The sequence below is a fragment of the Candidatus Vallotiella sp. (ex Adelges kitamiensis) genome (assembly GCF_020342435.1).
Classification (GTDB): domain Bacteria; phylum Pseudomonadota; class Gammaproteobacteria; order Burkholderiales; family Burkholderiaceae; genus Mycetohabitans.
The window spans coordinates 184144-204361 of the sequence record NZ_CP080504.1; the positions used below are offsets into that span (position 1 = coordinate 184144).

11 protein-coding genes and 1 pseudogene are annotated in these 20218 nt (G+C 45.3%); 3 read left to right on the forward strand and 9 right to left on the reverse strand.

Annotated elements, in window-relative coordinates:
* Window positions 1–1137: 1137 nt before the first annotated feature.
* The 4 genes from tldD to K0T93_RS00795 form a co-directional block, all read right to left on the reverse strand.
* Entirely contained in the window at window positions 1138–2604 is a 1467-nt protein-coding gene (gene tldD / locus K0T93_RS00780) for a metalloprotease TldD (protein WP_225721518.1), read from the reverse strand.
* 137 nt (window positions 2605–2741) lie between these two features.
* Entirely contained in the window at window positions 2742–7022 is a 4281-nt protein-coding gene (locus K0T93_RS00785; protein WP_225721519.1) for a YhdP family protein, read from the reverse strand.
* Window positions 7023–7775: 753 nt separating this feature from the next.
* Complete coding sequence (gene recN / locus K0T93_RS00790) at window positions 7776–9428, reverse strand: DNA repair protein RecN (RefSeq protein WP_225721520.1); 1653 nt, start codon at window positions 9426–9428, stop codon at window positions 7776–7778.
* Window positions 9429–9507: 79 nt separating this feature from the next.
* The gene (locus K0T93_RS00795; protein WP_225721521.1) at window positions 9508–10404 is read right to left on the reverse strand and encodes an NAD kinase; all 897 of its coding nucleotides are present in this window, start codon (window positions 10402–10404) and stop codon (window positions 9508–9510) included.
* Window positions 10405–11179: 775 nt separating this feature from the next.
* Between K0T93_RS00795 and grpE the strand changes: the two genes are divergently transcribed.
* The 3 genes from grpE (at window position 11180) to dnaJ (ending at window position 15051) form a co-directional block, all read left to right on the forward strand.
* The gene (gene grpE / locus K0T93_RS00800) at window positions 11180–11788 is read left to right on the forward strand and encodes a nucleotide exchange factor GrpE (RefSeq protein ID WP_225721744.1); all 609 of its coding nucleotides are present in this window, start codon (window positions 11180–11182) and stop codon (window positions 11786–11788) included.
* Window positions 11789–11873: 85 nt separating this feature from the next.
* Window positions 11874–13775: a molecular chaperone DnaK gene (gene dnaK, locus K0T93_RS00805; RefSeq protein WP_225721745.1), complete on the forward strand. Its 1902-nt coding sequence runs from the start codon at window positions 11874–11876 to the stop codon at window positions 13773–13775.
* Between the two features lie 148 nt (window positions 13776–13923).
* Window positions 13924–15051 (forward strand): molecular chaperone DnaJ, encoded by a 1128-nt coding sequence (gene dnaJ / locus K0T93_RS00810; RefSeq protein ID WP_225721522.1) that lies wholly within the window; start codon window positions 13924–13926, stop codon window positions 15049–15051.
* Between the two features lie 306 nt (window positions 15052–15357).
* Here the strand turns inward: dnaJ and K0T93_RS04495 are convergent.
* From K0T93_RS04495 to hda, 5 genes and pseudogenes are all read right to left on the reverse strand, one after another.
* Window positions 15358–15768 (reverse strand): annotated as a pseudogene (locus K0T93_RS04495) (3-methyl-2-oxobutanoate hydroxymethyltransferase).
* Window positions 15769–16592: 824 nt separating this feature from the next.
* Window positions 16593–17075, reverse strand: coding sequence for a 2-amino-4-hydroxy-6-hydroxymethyldihydropteridine diphosphokinase (gene folK, locus K0T93_RS00820; protein ID WP_225721523.1), 483 nt, complete (start codon window positions 17073–17075; stop codon window positions 16593–16595).
* Between the two features lie 81 nt (window positions 17076–17156).
* Window positions 17157–18797, reverse strand: a complete 1641-nt coding sequence (gene pcnB / locus K0T93_RS00825) for a polynucleotide adenylyltransferase PcnB (RefSeq protein WP_225721524.1) — start codon at window positions 18795–18797, stop codon at window positions 17157–17159.
* Window positions 18794–19492, reverse strand: coding sequence for an HAD family hydrolase (locus K0T93_RS00830; RefSeq protein WP_225721525.1), 699 nt, complete (start codon window positions 19490–19492; stop codon window positions 18794–18796). The genes pcnB and K0T93_RS00830 overlap by 4 nt, the downstream gene beginning before the upstream one ends.
* Before the next feature lie 8 nt (window positions 19493–19500).
* Window positions 19501–20211 (reverse strand): DnaA regulatory inactivator Hda, encoded by a 711-nt coding sequence (hda, locus tag K0T93_RS00835; protein WP_225721526.1) that lies wholly within the window; start codon window positions 20209–20211, stop codon window positions 19501–19503.
* Between the last annotated feature and the right edge of the window lie 7 nt (window positions 20212–20218).

Sequence of the window (20218 nt, forward strand, 5' to 3'; positions counted from 1 at the left end):
ATAAATTTTTCTAAAACGTAGTCCGCGTAATGCAAGTTATTTTTAACTGGTATTCTATCTTCCGAATTTTAGCTGAGTCACAGTAAAAGTAGAGATTGCTTTAAATCTTCTGTTGTCTTCTAATAAAGTTTTGAACTATCTATAAGCTTAGCATGTATATTTTGGTAAGTCATCGCGGCCGTTCGGTCAAAATTACAATATATGCGTATACAGATGTTTCTACGACCTTCGCACTATTGACTGTGTTTTTAGGCGGGTGGTCTATCAAAAGACTTCCTCTGTGTTATATTTCAATGTGCTGAACTATTTATGCACGGTAGAACGCAAAGAACAGAATTTGTATATTTCCAGAATAACACTAGATTAAGTTAAGAGCATAATTTAGAATCATGCCGACAAATTTTGTATATGCTTAAAGCCACGGAAATTACTTTGGACAATATGTACAAGGGATAGGGTAACCCCAGATAATTATGTCGAACTCGATTTTTTAAGCTAATAAAAGGTATATTAGTTGATCAGCTAATCCGGATAGGTTAATAATTATCAGATTCCTACTACAAGTAGGCTTGCCGTGAGCGATAAGCGTTGTCTAATAGTTTGACTTTATATCGTCTGACGGCTAGCTAACTTCGCCTGGCTAACTTATGCGTCATTTAGCGTAGCGACTCAAGAAGTAATAGATGAAAAAGCTTGCACAGCACAGAATACGTATTCGAATAAGTCCTGGTTGATCTTCTAAGTATATAACATTCAAAGTTATTTAACTGCTTCCTCCTATCTTAAAATAATACATATGGCTTCCTTAAGGTGAAGCGCCAGACAAGAGCTGGATGTTCAGCATGTACACCTCTATATTGGAAAACTATTCTCAATCGTCTTGATATCTACAATTAGATGGAATGTTAATACATTTTTCGCTATCAAGACTCGCTGAGTAATGTTTAAGCAGAGCAAAAATATGATTTTTGCGCTACTTCTAACTTACATGCAATTTAGAAAATAAAAAGCAGTCTTGGTTCTTAGATATAGACCCTGTGCTTTGAACTTAATTCTCATTAATAGAAGTCGACGATGCGCACGCATAATTACATTGTGTATGAATGCAAAACACGCGCCACGTTGCCATAGTGAGTATTATATAGTTCCACCCACCGTTATACGATCGATGCGTAATGTTGGCTGCCCAACTCCGACTGGTACAGTCTGACCTTCTTTCCCGCATACGCCCACGCCCGTGTCTAATGACATATTGTTGCCGATCATCGATATATATTTAAGAGATTCTGGTCCGTTTCCTACCAGGGTTGCACCCTTAACAGGGTAGGAAATCTTTCCATTCTCGATCATGTAGGCCTCGGAAGTAGAGAATACAAACTTTCCATTCGTGATATCAACTTGCCCACCACCGAAATTAACTGCGTATAGACCATGATTAACCGATGCGATAATCTCGTCGGGATCTTGATTACCGCCTAACATATAAGTGTTTGTCATGCGCGGCATCGGTAATGCAGCATACGATTCTCTCCGAGCATTGCCAGTAACCTTAGTCTTCATCAGTCGCGCATTAAGCGTATCTTGCATGTAGCCGGTCAGGATTCCATCCTCGATCAACGTCGTACATTGTGTGAGGTTGCCCTCATCATCGATGTTCAACGAGCCACGCCGATTTGCCAGTGTTCCGTTATCGACTACTGTGACGCCGTGAGCGGCAACTCGTTCACCAATACGTCCAGAGAACGCCGACGAGCCTTTACGGTTAAAATCGCCTTCCAACCCGTGACCAATCGCTTCATGCAGTAGCACGCCTGGCCATCCAGGCCCGAGTACAACTGTCATCGTGCCAGCGGGCGCAGGGAGTGCCTCTAAGTTTACCAGTGCAGCATGCACTGCACTGTCGACATAATTCGTTATTACTTCTTCGGTGAAGTAGGCGTAGTCGTAGCGGCCTCCGCCACCGCTAGTGCCCATCTCACGTCGCTGGTTCTGCTCAGCAATAACTGTAACAGACATACGAACAAGGGGCCGAAGGTCGGCAGCCAATGCGCCATCACTGCGCGCTACCAGAATAACATCGTATTCGCCTGATAAACTTGCTATCACTTGCGTGACGCGTGGATCCTTCGAGTGAGCTATTTTCTCTATACGTTCTAGAAGGGCTACTTTTGCATTCGCATCCAGAGAGTTCAGAGGATCTGTAGGCTGGTATAGGTTATGTCCAACGTTGCTGTGCAATACCCCAGCGACCCGAGCGTAAGCTTTTCCACTGCCTACTTGAGCAATCGAGCGGGTAGCCTGGGCTGCTTGTGCTAGCGCTTGTAGAGATAAATCATCGTAGTATGCGAATGCTGTATGCTGGCCGACTATCGCGCGCACGCCTACACCCTGATCAATGCTAAAACTACCTGATTTGACAATGCCTTCCTCCAGGCTCCACGTTTCGCTTCGGGTTATTTGTAAGTACAAATCTGCGTAGTCAACTCGATGAAAAAAAATTTCGTTTAGCGTGCGCAGAAGGATGGACTCATCAAGGCCATAGTGTGTAAGAAGAAGATCTTTAGCAGTAGACAGATGACAGAGGTTTGGTTCGATCATATTCATATGGAATCGCCCGTTTGACTATTAGTAAACGGGGTTAATATTTCGACAGTGCGATTTAAAACGCAAGCGATTCGTTATTGGAAGCGGTGTGGATCGTCGCCTGGCATCGCTTTTTCTGAAAACAGAGTTGTTCATTGCTATGATGAATAAGGTTCAATGTTTTTTATCTTACCGTGATCTTTTAGTAATTGCTTAACTCGCGGATGTGACCACGAGCCTGTTACTGTGTAGTGACGTGCGAATGACTGCGAAATAGGTTCAGATAAAACCAGGCTAGCGACAAGTGTACCTAAGCCAAGTAGTGGGTTGACTGCAGCTGTAGCTAGTGCTACGGTGTCTAGACTTAGCGACGGCGTTACTGTCATTAGCAGGTCCTGCTGTTCACGCTCGAGATCTATATTGCCATGCAATGTAATCTTGGCAAATGCACTTTTCAGCGCAAAGTTATCGCTTCTAACAATGCCGTTTTTGATCGTACTAGTAGTAGATATATTGTTAAATGGTAGTCCTGCGCCAAACAATGCGTTTAAATCTAACATCGCTAATCGGGTAAGCGATTGAAGACTGAGTACGCTGAGCAGTTTAACTGCGCCTGGATCGACCTTTAGGATTTGGCCATGCATTAGTCTGAGTAATAGTTTTCCATTCAGTGTTGCATAATTAATCTGCATCAGTCTGCCTTGCCAGTTAATACTGCCTGACAGTTCACCGCTGCTACCCTTGAGTGTTCTGGGTAAGCCAAGGCAGTCTAGCAAGGTACCACCATCAGCGATGTTAAGCTTGAAATTCACTGCCGTGCGCCATAAGTTATTATGGCTATCGATATTTGTGCAGCCAGTAGTGCCTTGTGTTATTCGAGAGGTTGTTGCGATTATTGATAGCCGAGCTGCTGGATTTATCGCATCTAACTGGTCTAATTTCCAGACTGGCGCTCCCTTTTCGTCAATGTTATGTGCATTGACTTTGATCTTGCCGAGATTGTGTTTTCGCACAGTACATTCATTGATGATTAGGTCTATTGATGGGAGATACCGCGCTGGTTCTTCTAACCTTGGGCTTCCTAGCATCGGTTCGCAACTATTTGGAATCACTAGTTTATCCAGACGAGCGACTATCTGCCCATATGGGTTATTTGGTGTCTGTGAGTGCCATGTGATATAGCCAGATACCATGCCCGATACAATACGAACCCTCCATACACCTAGTTTCCCCGTCGCGTTAATTACTATGTTTTTCCAGTGCCGGTTCAACAATTTTAATGTACCTAAGTGCAGGGAGATGCGAGTAGGTACAAGTGATTTAATGTTACCTAATAGATTGAGCGAAGTAGCCATGTCTGGCACACGAAGCGCTGAACCGACACAAGCTGAAGTAGGATGTGTAAATAACACAGTAGAGACTGGATCAGTTGATATAGCATTAGTAGGGATCGATAGGCTATCGAACAGCGCTCGCCATGCGTCTGCGTCGAAATATGCTATGTCTGCTGTTACAGTTGTCCCCCCTTTTCTAGACAAAATTTCTTTTTTGTTTATGGTGATCATACCATGCATAATTATCGGTTTGTTATTGACGCGCCGCACTAGATAAGTAAGGTTGAGTAGCCCGAGTTGTGCATCCAGTCGACTAATATCTGTCATGCGTTGTTTACCCATAACCGCCGGACGGAGGCTCAATAAGAATGACATGGGTGCGCCAGCCGGTTTCATGAATGGCGCTGGTAATTGCAGCGCGAGTCCACGCAGATCTGAAGTAACTGAGATGTAAGGTAGTTTGTTCTTATACGTGTGCACAGTTACTGAGTAAGGTACGCAGCCCGATACGCGAGTGAGCAGCGTGGATACTGGTCTTGGTAACGCTATGGCTTGGATCGCGTTGGTACATAAGTGGCCCGATACACTGAAGCTGCCTGATTTATCCCCCTGTATACATCCATTAGCGCAAATATTCCCACCAAGGAACTGGCCAGTGATATGCCTAATCGTCACTGTGTTCTCAGTAAAATCTACCTTTCCATGGATCTGCGTAATGGGTGGAATTACCGAAAGCTGCTTTCCAGATACAAACGATACCGTATCGTGTGCCAAACTAAGTGAGCCGTTCACACGAATATGTGTCCTATTCAAATGGAGTGGAATCGATAGCCGAAGCGCCAACGTCGCGTTGCCTTTAGCTCTTACAAGCTTTCCCGGATGGTTGAAGAGTACTGCAAGCGAGCTATGATTTACATAATTAAGCATATCGGCTAGAGAGCCACTAGCTACGCCGTCAATTACTAGATCCGAGTCAAGTGCAGCTAAATCGTTAATATGACCCGTTAACTGAGCTAGAGTGACACGCTGGTAGCGTGCGCGCTGGATATCAAGATGCAATATATTCTGACTCATCCAGAATAGACCATCGATGCCGTCGAACGTAGGCCATATTTCCGGCATGTCTTTTCTTATCTGATTCTGAAAACTCGGCGTTGGATCAAAACTACCATTTTGAAATGGTACAACTATCTTGAATACACCAGCTTGTGAATTACGTATGTACGGGAACTTAGACAGTTCACCGTGGATGGAGATCTTCGCATTGCGCACAGTTCCGGCTTTCAGTGCATGGTTCAAATAGGAGCGGGTATGTTTGCTGATTCTGGTGGGCAAATATCGCGCAAGGCGAGATAGCAACAGCCTATCAAATATCGCTTCCATATCGAGCTTTCCATATCCGTGTCCCGGATTTGAATAGATGCCCCTTGCGCTAGCGCATAGGTCTTGATTATCGAGAATTAATCGAGAGATGTTAACCGTAATGGCTGGGCGGGATAAATCCGCAGCTAGTGCACGCGCAGTCCATGTTGCCTCAGCTATAAACCGTTTAAACGTAAGTCGAGGATTCTCAAATTCTGCAGGGATCGAAACTACGGCGTTGGTGGTATTAATCATGGCATAACCACCATTCTGATCAGCGCTAACCTTACCCCATATATTTTCTGCACCAGGCAGTGGATCCTGAGCGCTAAAGCTGACTCCCTCAAGTTCAGCATTTATGCGATAACGTATAATTGGTTCGCTGCTACTGATTTTAGCTATTCTAGCGGCTTCTTGACTATGTGGTGCGCGGTGCTCAATTTGTATCTCGTAGTTCGCTAGCGTGCCATGTGGGTCAAACCGCTCCAATTCATTAAGTATACGATGCGGTAGTGGCAATGTGCGCAGGAAGTGCGTAAGCACCCCAAGATCGATCGCATCTCCGCTAATACCAATTAATTGCCCCCGGCTTAGTGTTGCTCGGCGAAACTGGGCGTTAAATCTGCCAATACTAAGCAGCCGGGTAATTGGTGTGCCGTCCGGGAGTGGAATCTGCCCGCCCACTTCAATGCGTACATTGCCTAAATTTAGCGTGTAATCAATATTATGTATATTGCTATGATGTAGTGACCAATCTAATCGGACGCTGGGTACATCCAGTTGCGGCAGCGTCGGGTCTATGCACAGTCGTAACTCTGATCCGGATAATACGCCACGTGCACCCCTCCATTTCCCATCTGAGAAGTTAAGCCACGCAACTGCGTTCAGCATGCCGCTCTGAACATTTAGGCATGTACCTGTATAGCGTATCAGCTCGTGTAACGCTATGCTTTTACTCGAAGCAAATATCGTTCCGCTCCAACCTGCTGGCTCCGCGAGCATCTTCAGTGGAGAATGATAAAATTGTGCGCGGAAAGAAATCGGGCCACGTAGGAAATGTCCGTCTGGTTGAGCTTGTACGCTAAGCTGATGACTTAGGCTGTGGTTTTTAATGACTACGCAGATATTTCGACATGTTAGTGTCGGCAAGCCTCGTGGCGCGTTGATCCAGTGTAGGACTCCACCACGCAACAATATGATACGCTGCATCATCAGCCAGCGTAGGATTGCACTATTACTATGCTGATGTGGATCGACTCGCACACCGGCAATTGTATAAGTGCCATCAGTGTGTCGTTCGATGAAAATATCGGGTTGCTCCACTATTAGACTTGAGAATACCGGTTCTAGACGAGTTAACGAACGCCATGATAGAGTGGCGCTAGCATTAGGCACTTCGAGCATACGCTGTCCGTCTAAACCTATGATCGTCAGTTTGTAAATCTCTATCGTGGGTTGAAATCCGCTCCAGCGACCAGTCAACTTACCTATATGTACTGGAGCATGAAGCGTATCTGAGATACATCGCTCAATATACGGCCGCATCGAATCTAGTCGGGGGAAGATGACGTAGCGTAGACTTAAGTAAATAGCTGCAGCACCAAAGTACAGCGTAATAGCCAGGATCGTACAAAACCCGAGTATACGTCGCAATATCCGATCATTCGGCCAGTTTAGCCATCTACTTCCGGATTTTGTATTGCGCGAATCTTGAGAATCGAATTTTTCATGACGGTCTAGCATTCGAGGAGAACGCAATATGTGATGGTGGGCATAAAAAATAAACGTAACATAGAGTATGTGGGTAAAATCATATGAGACTTACATTCGGCACTGCATCAGTCTTTGGAGACTGATGTCCTCAGCGCTTACTAAGGTTAGTCCGTCTCTAATTTTTTCAAACAGTGATGATAGTGATGAAGTGCGATTTAGCTAGCTAGGTAAATGTGTGCAGATAAAGTTCTGCCACAATAAATTTAGATAAGTTGTAAATTCATTGACCTTGCTATAAACAAGGTCGGTCGCAGATATTGTATGGCATGTATGTTAAACGTGCAGCGATTGCTCAGAATGGCCCGACCTGATCTAAATAGATAGTGGGCTTCGAGAGAAGTAAGTAAAATACATTATCTAGCATAGATATACTTGTATTTTCGAAGATGAGGGAAAAACAGGGAGGGGTATTACCCCTCCCTGTTTCTGATCTCGAAATAAGTCTTTCTCATAAGTTAGGTGTCGCTTAAGACTTGCGACGGCTGAGTGTATCTCTATCATAAACAGTGTATTTCTATATGGAAATACAGCTGCGTACAGGGGTAATTTTGGTTCACTTTTATCCTTGCGTCGGTATATTCAGAGGAACATTTTTGCAGACGTGGAAGTATGTATTAGAACGCTATACATCTCTAGTTTGATCAATTTTAGTAAAAAGGCCTGTTAAGAAAGTGTGAGAAGTATATGCATATAGTATGCGTATTTTAGGTAAGTAGAGGCGCTTCAAGCAGCTAGCATTTCTTTTGCGTGCTTTCGCGTGATCTCGGTAATCTCGATACCCCCAAGCATGCGAGCTATCTCCTCGACGCGGATTGCATAATCTAGTACAGTTACTTTAATGCACGCCTCATCTTGAGAGTCTGCAAACTTGGCTACGTTGAAGTGGTGTTCACCTCGGGAAGCGACCTGCGGCAAATGAGTTACACACAATACTTGCCGGATCTGGCCGAGCTGGCTTAACAAGCGTCCAACGACCTCCGCTACCGCGCCGCTGATTCCACTGTCAACTTCATCGAAAATCAGTGTTGGCGTTAGGCTTGCAGTGCTCAAAATTACTGACAGCGCAAGGCTAATGCGGGCTAATTCTCCGCCAGAAGCTACTTTCTCTATTGGCTGCAACCGCATTCCGGCATGGCTAGCTACCCGGAACTCTACCTGCTCGAGCCCATGCTGGCCACCTACAGGCAATAACTCCAACGTAACCTCGAACCGCCCACCAGACATTGATAAGTCTTGCATCCAGCCGGTTACTGCGGCGCTTAGTCTCTTCGCTGCCTTGATACGAGCTTTAGATAGTCGCTTCGCAAGAAGCGTATAGGCTTGCTCCGCACACTCTCTCGCAGAGCGCAACGCATCAATGTCTGCCGCTAAATCTAGCGTTTGTAGCTGGGTGCGTCGAGCTAGCAACTCATCTGGTAGTGCATCCGGTTGTATTCGGAATTTACGCGCAGTCGAATATAGCGCATCAAGCCGGGTTTCAATTTGCGCGAATCGAGCTGGTTCAAGCTCAAGTCTCTGTGCGTAGTGGGTAAGCGAATAAGCTGCTTCCTGTAATTGAATCTCAGCAGGCTCTAAAGTAGATAACGCGTCATTGAGTGTACTATCGATCTTAGCTAGGCTTCGCAGTTGAGCGATGATTGCACTTAGTTGCATAACTATAGCGTTATCCGACGTGGATAAAATTCCTAGCGCCGACTGCACACCATCAATCAAGTTTGCTGCGTGCGCTAGTTGATCGTGCTCGATGCTAATTTTATCCCATTCACCGGGTTGCGGCGCCAGTTTCTCGAGCTCTGCAAATTGCCACATCAGTCGTTCTCGTTCAAGCTGCATCTCACCCTTTCGCTCCTCTGCAGTCTGTGCAGCCGCTACCGCGTCGCGCAGACTGCGCCATGCCCGTGCGACGTCTTCAGCTAAAAATTTTAGACCTGCATGTGCATCGAATAGCTCGCGTTGTGCATCACCACGCATCAGTAACTGATGGGCATGCTGACCATAAATATCCACAAGCATTCCACCGATATCTCGTAATTCGCTAAGCGTAGCCACTGCACCGTTGATAAATGCACGTGAACGACCGTTAGCAGTAATTACACGGCGCAATATCACATGCCCGCCGCCGTCATAAAACGCATGCTTTGTAAGCCACTGCACAGCACCTTCATGCACGTCAAGATTTGCGGTGATGTCCGCGCGACCCTGCCCGGTCCGCACCACTGCCGAGTCGGATCGAGCGCCGAGCACTAACGCCAATGCGTCGATTAGGATCGATTTTCCGGCACCGGTTTCACCAGAAAAAACAGTAAAGCCTTGCCCGAACTCAATGTCGAGCGAGGTGACGATAACAAAGTTCCGGATTGATAAATGACGTAGCATAGTCGAAGAAAGCAGTCGTCGTGAAAATCTGACTAACTAGATTTTAATGATTTAAACGGCGTATGGCGACGGCGCTGCTTTAGCCGGGCTTCTCCCCACCTAGCGACGAATGCTCATTCCAGTGTAGCTTCTTGCGCAAAGTCCGATAATAACTGTATCCAATTGGATGTAGGAACGGTACTGTGTACCTGGAACGCTGTACCTCGATCGTATCTTTAAGTTGTAACGCAGTGAATGACTGCATATCAAAATTCACATTGACGTCTCGGCCACCAATAATCTGGATCGCGATCCGGCACGTGTCAGGCAGTACAATCGGCCGATTTGACAATGCGTGTGGCGCGATTGGCACCAGCACAATTCCTTGCAATTGCGGATGCAGTAACGGGCCGTTAGAAGAAAGTGCGTACGCAGTTGAACCGGTTGGCGTAGCTACAATCAGTCCGTCTGATCGCTGGTCCGACATAAAGTTATCGTCAACTGACACGCGTAATTCCGTCATTCCAGAGAAGCCGCTTCGGTTTACAACTACGTCGTTAAATGCCTGTGCATGATAAATCTGGGTGCCATTGCGCATGATTCTAGCTTCTACTAATGACCTCTCTTCGCGTTCATAGCTGCCCAATAGCATTTGGGGCAATTGATTCATATCAGCGATTTCGATGTCAGTGATAAAGCCAAACCGGCCGTGGTTAACACCGATTAGCGGGGTACGGTATGGAGCGAGTTGCCGGCCGATACCCAGCATAGTACCGTCGCCACCGAGCACAACGGCAACGTCGGCGCGAGAGCCAATTTCGGCCGGTGTAAACGCCGGATAGGAGTGAAGTCCGTTTTCGCGCGCTGTCTCAGCCTCGAACACAATTTGGAACCCGCGTTGTGTCAGGTGCTCAGCAAGCGCGACAAGCAGCTTGCCAGCGCTAGGTGAGTTATTGCGCCCAACTAGCGCAATAGTTTTGAAGGGGCCGATTTTCATGCCCGCATTACACCACAGGTATCTAAAAAACTATATGCTTTCGTAGTTTACGTGTTATATGCTTTCGGATAAATAAAAAATCTCTCTAAGAGCAAAATTATATTTTGTATGTAGATTCTTTATATAGATCCCGCTTAGATTCCAAGAGTATTGCTGAAAATCAGCGGGTTGTTTTTAACAATGAGCTAAGTATTCGATACTTGAATTCTGCCTAGAGGAAATCTATATCACGTATACCTGGCTAAGAATTCACCTTGGCACTTTACGCCGCACCGATTCCACATGTAGTGCACCATCGGCACTATATCGCTATGTCTGTATCAGTATCAAAAAACGCTGAAATTCCTATAAGTTTCCCAATGTGAATTTAAAGATCTCGATTATTTTTAGAGCATAACGATAGTATCAACCATTGACCTCTAATGAACTGAAACGTATGCTATAGACAGTATAAAGTTCAATATTTTTAATTCTCAAAGCATTTGGAAAAGGTCGGATATATATTAATATTCTATGAAGCCAGCTTAATGAGCTTCATCGAAGATATCGTATAAATCGATAGAAACCACCGCATATAGAAAATACAATATGTAGCCGTATAAACAGCTCGTCTGCGTACTACGCTGTATAGACATGACTTTTTAGGGAAAGCTATTGAAAAGTCTTGCGTCGACCCCAAAGTCGATTAGTAACTAAACGTATCTTGCGTCCTAATGCCTGCAGTTCGGCTGGGCGCGGAAACAGTCGGATCAAACTATTATTGACCACAGCTATTATGGAAGAAAAGCAAGTCGGCCAGAATTTTCCTACATCAGACACAGAACCTACCGGTAACGATTCACAATCGTCGGGAGCATCGCATATATGTCCAAATGAGAGTCCTCACGAAGGGGATGTAATAGAACAGCCGGGCATCCCTGACACTAAAGCACTCGAGCAAGCCCATGCTAAAATTTCTGAATTGCATGAGAGTTTTATGCGTGCTCAAGCGGAGACAGAAAACGTAAGACGGCGCACCCAAGACGACGTTGCTAAAGCACATAAGTTTGCTATCGAGAGTTTCGCTAAACATCTTTTGCCAGTTGTTGACAGTCTCGAGGCCGCACTAGCGGATATTACGGGTGACTTTGAAAAAGTACGTGAAGGCGTCGAATTAACATTACGGCAATTGTCTAGCGCTTTAGAGAAGGGCCGTGTTGTCCAGATTAATCCTATCGGCGAAACATTCGATCCACACCAGCATCAGGCGATCTCGCTAATACCGACCGAGCAGGCACCTAACACAATCGTTAGCGTATTACAAAAAGGCTATGTAATTGCCGATCGTGTGCTCCGCCCCGCCCTAGTTACTGTAGCCGCGCCCGAGGCTACGTCAAGGTATTGAAATCGGCGCTGTTGTACCTATGTTGTGAGCAGATGTGAATGAATGACTAGCGTGATACGCTAGTCCGCTAGATCAAAGCCAGGAGATTAGTAAAATGGGTAAGATTATTGGAATCGACCTTGGTACCACAAATTCATGCGTAGCGCTCATGGAAGGCAACCAAGTACGAGTGATCGAGAACTCGGAGGGCACCCGCACAACACCTTCGATTATCGCATATATGAATGATGGCGAAATTCTAGTTGGTGCTCCAGCTAAGCGCCAATCTGTAACTAATCCTAAAAATACGCTGTTCGCCGTTAAGAGACTGATTGGCCGTCGTTTTCAGGAGAAAGAAGTTCAAAAAGATGTTGGACTAATGCCTTATCCAATTATTAAGGCAAATAATGGCGACGCCTGGGTACAAGTGCATAATAAAAAGCTTGCACCGCCGCAGATTTCTGCCGAAGTCTTGCGTAAGATGAAGAAAACAGCTGAAGATTATCTCGGCGAACCAGTAACCGAAGCGGTAATTACCGTACCGGCATACTTCAATGATAGCCAGCGGCAAGCTACAAAAGATGCAGGTCGTATTGCCGGGCTAGAAGTAAAGCGAATCATCAATGAGCCAACTGCTGCGGCGCTTGCGTTTGGACTAGATAAAACTGCGAAAGGAGACCGAAAGATTGCGGTCTATGATTTAGGCGGTGGCACGTTTGATGTCTCTATTATCGAGATCGCGGATGTGGATGGGGAGATGCAATTTGAGGTGCTATCAACTAACGGCGATACCTTCTTGGGAGGCGAAGATTTTGATCAGAGGGTCATCGATTACATCATCAATGAATTTAAGAAGGAGCAAGGTGTTGATCTTTCTAAGGACATACTTGCGCTGCAACGGTTAAAAGAGGCATCTGAAAAAGCTAAGATCGAGCTATCAAGTTCAGCACAAACTGAAATCAATCTGCCATACATTACAGCCGATGCGTCTGGCCCAAAGCACTTAAATATAAAGATTACTCGCGCAAAATTAGAGGCGTTAGTTGAGGAGTTAATCGAGCGTACGATTGAACCATGTCGTACTGCAATCAAAGATGCAGGCGTAAAAGTTTCTGACATTGATGACGTAATTTTAGTGGGTGGCATGACTCGGATGCCAAAAGTACAGGACAAAGTTAAAGAGTTCTTTGGAAAAGAACCGCGTCGCGATGTTAATCCAGACGAAGCAGTTGCAGTAGGTGCCGCGATTCAGGGTCAGGTTCTTTCTGGTGATCGAACTGATGTTCTGCTACTCGATGTGACGCCTCTATCGCTAGGCATCGAGACTCTGGGTGGTGTAATGACAAAGATGATCAACAAAAACACCACAATTCCAACCAAACATACACAAGTATACTCAACAGCCGATGACAATCAATCTGCGGTAACGATCAAAGTTTTCCAGGGTGAGCGTGAGATGGCGGCTGGTAATAAGTTATTAGGCGAATTTAATCTAGAGGGTATCCCGCCCGCTCCTCGGGGCATTCCTCAGATTGAGGTAACGTTTGATATTGATGCAAATGGTATCTTGCATGTACATGCGCGTGATAAGGGTACTGGAAAAGAGAACAAGATCACCATCAAAGCAAATTCAGGCTTATCCGAGGCTGAAATTGAGAAAATGGTAAAAGATGCTGAAGCAAACGCTGAAGAAGATCATCGCCTACGCGAGCTAGCTGATGTGCATAATCAAGGTGATGCGCTAGTACATAGCACAAAGAAAGCTCTATCTGATTATGGTGAGAAAATTAACGCAAGTGAGAAGACCGAAATTGAGGTTGCACTTAAGGAATTAGAAGAAGCGCTAAAGAACACGTCAGACAAAAAGCAGGTCGAAACAAAAGTTCAAATACTCTCTAAAGCTTCACAGAAACTTAGCGAGAAAATGTACGCTGACATTCAGAGCCAGACAAGCGCAGCTCCAAATGATGTTGTCGACGCCGACTTTAAAGAAGTAAAGAAAGATTAAGCGAAACAACGGGGGCCGCCGTATGCATCTCACACAGGCGGCCCTAATCTAGCTATTTTGCAGCCATCGTGTATTTCGCGCATGGTAGAAAAATAAAGCGCTTGGCGAGCTTGGCCGTTCTCCAAGCCCATTTTTACATTGATTTGATATGGCCAAACAGGACTACTACGACGTGCTGAGTGTCGCTAAAAATGCGTCCGATGACGATATTAAGAAGGCGTATCGAAAGCTAGCAATGAAGTATCACCCGGATCGAAATCCTAACAATAAGGATTCAGAAGGGCGTTTTAAAGAAGTAAAAGAAGCCTACGAAATCCTGTCCGACTCGCAGAAACGCGCCGCATACGATCAGTATGGCCGCGCAGGCGTTGACCCGAATATGAGCGCCGCTAGTGCACAAGGATTTAGCGGTTTTTCAGACGCATTTGGCGATATTTTTGGCGATATTTTTGGGCAGGCTGGAGGTAGCGGTCGCCGTACAGGTCCCCAGGCATATCATGGTTCGGACCTACGATACAGCATGGAGATCTCGCTGGAGCAAGCAGCGCACGGCTATGCGACGCAAATCCGCGTACCAAACTGGACACCTTGCAAGATATGTAATAGTTCTGGTGCCAAGCCAGGCACTAAACCTGCGACGTGTCCAACCTGTCATGGGCAGGGCCAAGTACGGATGTCTCAGGGTTTCTTTAGTATCCAGCAAACATGTTCACAGTGTCACGGAAATGGAACATATATTCCAGAGCCTTGTGCCTGTTGTCACGGCGCTGGTAAGGTTAGAGAAACGAAAACACTGGAGGTGAAGATTCCTGCTGGAATTGATGATGGAATGCGGATTCGATCTTCTGGTAATGGTGAACCGGGTATTAATGGCGGTCCAAATGGTGATCTCTATGTAGAAATTCATATTAAGCCACATACTGTCTTCGAACGTGATGGTAATGACCTACATTGTCAGATGCCAATTGCCTTTACCACCGCGGTTCTAGGCGGTGAAATTGAAGTGCCGACGCTAGCTGGAAAAGCATCGTTTACCGTACCGGAAGGCACGCAATCAAGCAAGACATTCTGTCTACGGGGAAAAGGTATTAAAGGTTTGAGATCAAGCTTACCCGGGGATTTGTATGTACACGTACAAGTGGAAACCCCAGTAAAGCTAACTGAGATGCAGCGCGATCTGCTACGTCAATTTGAAAAATCGCTATTCGAGGGGGGGGCGCGGCATAGCCCGCAGAGTAAGAGTTGGTTCGATCGCGTAAAAAGTTTCTTCGAATAATATAATTTGAAGTGTGTCGCTTAGACAACTTATGTGTCTAAGCGATCTTCTTTGTGCGACACTGCGTATCTCTCTATAGAGTATATATCACAGGCATCATGACATCTTCGCCTATCTCGCTTGTTGATCCACGAACGCGAGATAGGCGAAGATTATAGTAATATAAGGTCTGCCCAAAATCGGCACCAAGTAAGTACGAATATTATTTCCTCTAACCTAGGATTAAGTGCAGATTTTTAAAATGTATGCTCCTCAGCAGAGGAAGTCTGTTCCTTGACAGCGCGTACGTAAGCATAGACGGCTGCTTCAATAGAATATTGAAGCTATAAGGTTTTTTATGAACCGAGGCTGTTTTCTTGAAACTAGACCTAGCATATCGTATAATAATAACACTTGACCTAAACAGTTCCCTTTGGCGCTGATACTAGTAGTTAAAATTTTTCTTAATATAGTGACCTGAGCTCCTAGCGAAGATTGAATTGCTTCAAGCACGAGCGTTTGCGCGCTAGCTTATTCAATCAATTGAGCATCTTTTATTAATTTTTCTGCTGCTAGATTGTTTGGTGCTCCGGACTTTAAAATCGCTAAATGTATATGCTAACATGGTGTGAGTCCTAAATGTGCATAGACTGGCACTGACCGCTCAACTAGGAAACGAATTGTCTCAGCAACCCATAGACCACCCCCAAGTTTAACTATCTGCGGGCCCGTTTGCATAAGCTTGACTGCTCTTGAATACGCATGGCCCTATAGTGCATTGCCCAGCGAGTCACCGATGAGGAACATAGCTACCACCCACGCGTTCAAGTAATGATGCAAAGCTCGCGTCGCAGCACGTCAGCATTGCGATTAACTCGCTAGAATCACCTATCTTCTGAAGAAATAGGACACAATGCGACGACTAGCAGAATTTAACGGATAGCTTATATTAAATCACTTCAGAGGGTTTTATAAAAAAACCCTATGCCTATATCGCTTTATGGCTAATATCGATCTAATTTTAATAGATCTTCTAATCAAAAAGAAGAAAGTCTAATATAGAATATATAAGAGTATGTATTGATAATATGCTTTCTTATTGAAATGAAGCGCCTAGAGCAATTTTATAAAATTGTTTCTAACAACGTAGAATTAATCTCTTAGTAAGTAGTTTACAAGATCTATCCTTATCTAAGCTAGGTCATCTAGCGGGCTATACGGCATTGATTTATCATCAAAAAGTTTAATATTGTAAACAGTCTATCTTTTAATACAGGAAAATTCAGTCGAGTAACATGTCGAGTATGCATAGAGTATAACAATGCCGGAAAAGTTAGGCACATACTCTTTAAAAAACGCTCAAGAAATACTTTGTTAAGTATTATGCTTAATAATTTTATATTAGTCTTGAGTATATAGATAATTATAGTGCTTATTAGCATTAATTATACAAGCAGATATATCGTTAGTAATGGCGTCAGTGATAGTAAACTGATAAACAGTTTGACTAGCCTACTCTAACTGATAGTTAGCGATTGTGATCGTGTGTACATTAGCGTAGATTAGTAAGAGGCGATCTTTTCGATACGCTGTGAGGTGACTCTAGATAGGTAATAATCAGCCCGGGCTAGATTAGGAATCTCAATCGTTGCTTCTATTTCAAGTAATGGCACTAAAGCGAACGCTCGCTCAATTAATCGCGGATGCGGTACCTTAAGATCGTTCTTGTTAAGATGTATAGTGCCGTATAATAGAATATCGATATCTAATGTCCGGGGTGCGTTTTGGTACAAGCGTTCTCGGCCAAAGTGATCTTCAAGGCTATGGCACAAAGCGAGTAGCTTCCGTATGGTAAGCATAGTATCAATCTTCACAACACAGTTATAAAAATCGTTACCATTAGCATTAACTGGAGCAGTACAGTACAGACTTGATTTTACAAGCACAGTAATAAGCACTTGCTGTTCAAGGCAAATCACAGCATCCCTCAACGTTTTCTGCGCGTTGCCAAGGTTTGCACCTAAGCCAAGATAAGCGACAGTCATGACGTCGATTCTTCCTTTTATTCGATAGCAGGCGTTCGCGTAAGCCTATTAAGCGCTTTCGTTGCTACGTGAAACAGGGTTTTACGATGACCTAATCTTCCGCGACATCGGAACGGCAGGCATTTTTTTCTTTTTTGCTAGCATTACTTCGCGTAAGCTCGAATCGCTAGTAATGAAATATTCCCACCATCGACCGATGGTTGGATCTAACTCGCCCGATGCGCAGCGTAGTAAGAGAAAATCGTAACCCGCTCTAAACCGTTTATGTTCTAGAATTTTTAATGCACTTCGGCCAGAGCGCTTCTCTAGCCGAGGCTGAAGCTCTAAGATTTCACGCATGTCAGCCGTGTAACGCCTCTGTATCGCAAGTTTTTTAGTTTGCTGATTGAGCACTGCATCCAAAGCCCGATGTAGTGCCGGAATAGAATGTTCGCCGCCGGCCTCATGTTGTTGCCAGCGCAGTTGTATTTCATGCCATAGTAACGAAGCAAATAAGAACCCTGGGGAAACCCGTTTACCTGCACGTACACGCTCGTCTGTATTAGTTAATGCAAGCATAATAAAACGTTCCCTAATGGGCTGCGCAAGTGCTATATCTAGAAATGGCAATACTCTATGATGCAAACCTAGCGCACGCAACTTCCGCAGGCAGTCTACTGCGTGGCCGGATAACAACAGTTTAAGCATCTCGTCAAACAGCCGAGCTGCTGGTATATTATTGATTAGATCCGCTAGTTCAGCAAGCGGAGCTTGAGTCGATAATTCAATTATAAAATCAAGTTTAGCTGCGAAACGCACAACACGTAGCATCCTAATGGGATCCTCTCGAAAGCGGGTAGCTGGTTCTCCGATCATGCGTAATATGCGTGCTTGAATGTCGTCCATCCCGTGATGGTAGTCAAGCACGGTTTGCATCGATGGATCGTAATACATTGAATTGACAGTGAAATCTCGGCGCATGGCATCTTCATGCTGTTCACCCCAGACATTATCGCGCAAAACACGGCCACTTGCGTCTATCGTATGCATTCTCCAGTTCGATCTACTGCACCTGCGCTTGCGTGCTAGCGTTTCTAGGTCGCTATCCATAGTCTGCCCAGTATTATCTGGAGTTATATCCATCAGCGCGCGGAATGTTGATACTTCGATAATCTCTAGTCCGAACTGAACATGGACAATTTGAAAGCGTCGGCCGATTAATCTAGCGCGTCGGAATAGCTTAATAACTTCGTCAGGCGTAGCATCCGTGGCCACATCAAAATCTTTCGGTGCTATATTAAGAAGTAGATCACGCACTGCACCGCCAACGATAAATGCGTAAAAACCAGCTTTCTGAAGTGTGTTAGTAACATGGATCGCATTACGCGAAATCAGTGATAGATCGATGTGATGTACATCAGCCGATACAATCACCGGTACTTTAGTTTTGCCCCTAGCAGTAGTATAACTTTCAGTATATTTTCTGACGGCTAAGGTATCTTGGCATAACATCCAACACGATGACTTATGAGACAGCAGCCTAGTTTTTCGCACTGATAATGCTTTAGCTGGTGCGCCATACTGCTCACCTCGTGCCGTATTGCGCCAGCAGTCTTCTAGAGAGATGTGTAGGTTAATATTCGAACTCTTCCAATAGACATCTGCAATGCGCGATATGCCTGTCGGAGAGGTGGAATCATTTCTACGAAAGCTAAATAACTTTCGGATGAATTTCGTAATCACGTTGTTTGGAAGAGTTTAAGGATACTCCAACCACGGGCAAGTGCATACTCTCGCAGCTTTTTATCCGGATTAGTCGCCACTGGGTCAGTAACCTTTTCAAGTAATGGAATATCGTTGTGTGAGTCGCTATAGAAGTAGGTATGTTCAAAACAAGTCCAGTCGCAGTCAAGAGAATCTAACCATGCCTGTACTCGCTTGATCTTTCCCTCGCGGTAGCTTGGTACACCTATCGGATTACCCGTGTATGGGCTATCAGGATGCCCGTCCGTTGTCTCAGCCTCACATGCTATCAATGTCTTAATACCGAATGCTTTTGCGATCGGTGCGGTGATAAACGAGTTAGTCGCTGTCACAATGCAGCATAGATTATCTGCTTTCTGATGCTTGTCCACCAATGCGCGAGCAGCAGGCTGTATCTGTGGATTAATAACCTCGTTCATAAATAAATTGTGCCAGTTATCTAGTTGCTGACGTGAGTATTTGGCTAGTGGAGTAAGCATCGCACGCAAGTACATATGGATATCTAGAGTCCCCGCCTGATAATCGGAATGAAAGCGATCATTCTCAAGCGAAAAGCTATCGATATCTACAATTCCAAGCCTAATCATAAAGCGTCCCCACTCGTAGTCGCTATCGATAGGGATCAGCGTATGGTCTAGATCAAATAAAGCAAGGTTGCATTTAGTTTTATTCATAAAGTATTTTACTTGAAGCCGTCCGTTAACATCGTGCGCAGGAGCGGCAGGGTGATCGCGCGCTTGTGCTCAAGAGCAAAGCGGTCGAGCTTATCTAGAACAAGCATCAAACTAGGCATATCGCGCCGGTAGTGTGTAAGCAGCCATGTTGGCACATCATCGGTGAACATAAGGCCACGTTCACGCGCCGCGTGCTTAAGTACAATCGCCTTATTTTCATCTGCTAGCTCGCTAAGGTGAAATACCAAGCCCCAGCCAAGGCGTGTTCGAACATCCTCGCGTACAGCTAGATGGAGCGGCGCAGCGTTGCCGGTAGCTACCAGGCCACTACCCAAGCTAGTGCGCACTTCGTTGAACAGGTTAAATAGCGCAATTTGTTGCGCATCAGCAAGTTGATCAACATCATCGACCGCATAAATTGCGACACGCGGATCGTATCCGAACACAGAAAGTGGGCTAGGTGGCGCAATAAAGCGTGCCCGATTCCTGGATGTGCTAGAAACTAGAGCTTGGAGCAGATGGCTGCGACCGCTACCCGTGCCTCCCCATACATAGAACGTACAGTCCGTGTTAGGTGTAGCCGACAGGGCGGCATCTAGGTTAATGAGACGAGAGACCAATTCGGTATGAGTTCCGGCGAAGAAATTCTCAAACGTCTTCTGTGGCGGTGCGCCTAGGTCCAGTATAAGTTGACGGTGGGAAGCAAACGAGGTCGGCAAGGGTAGC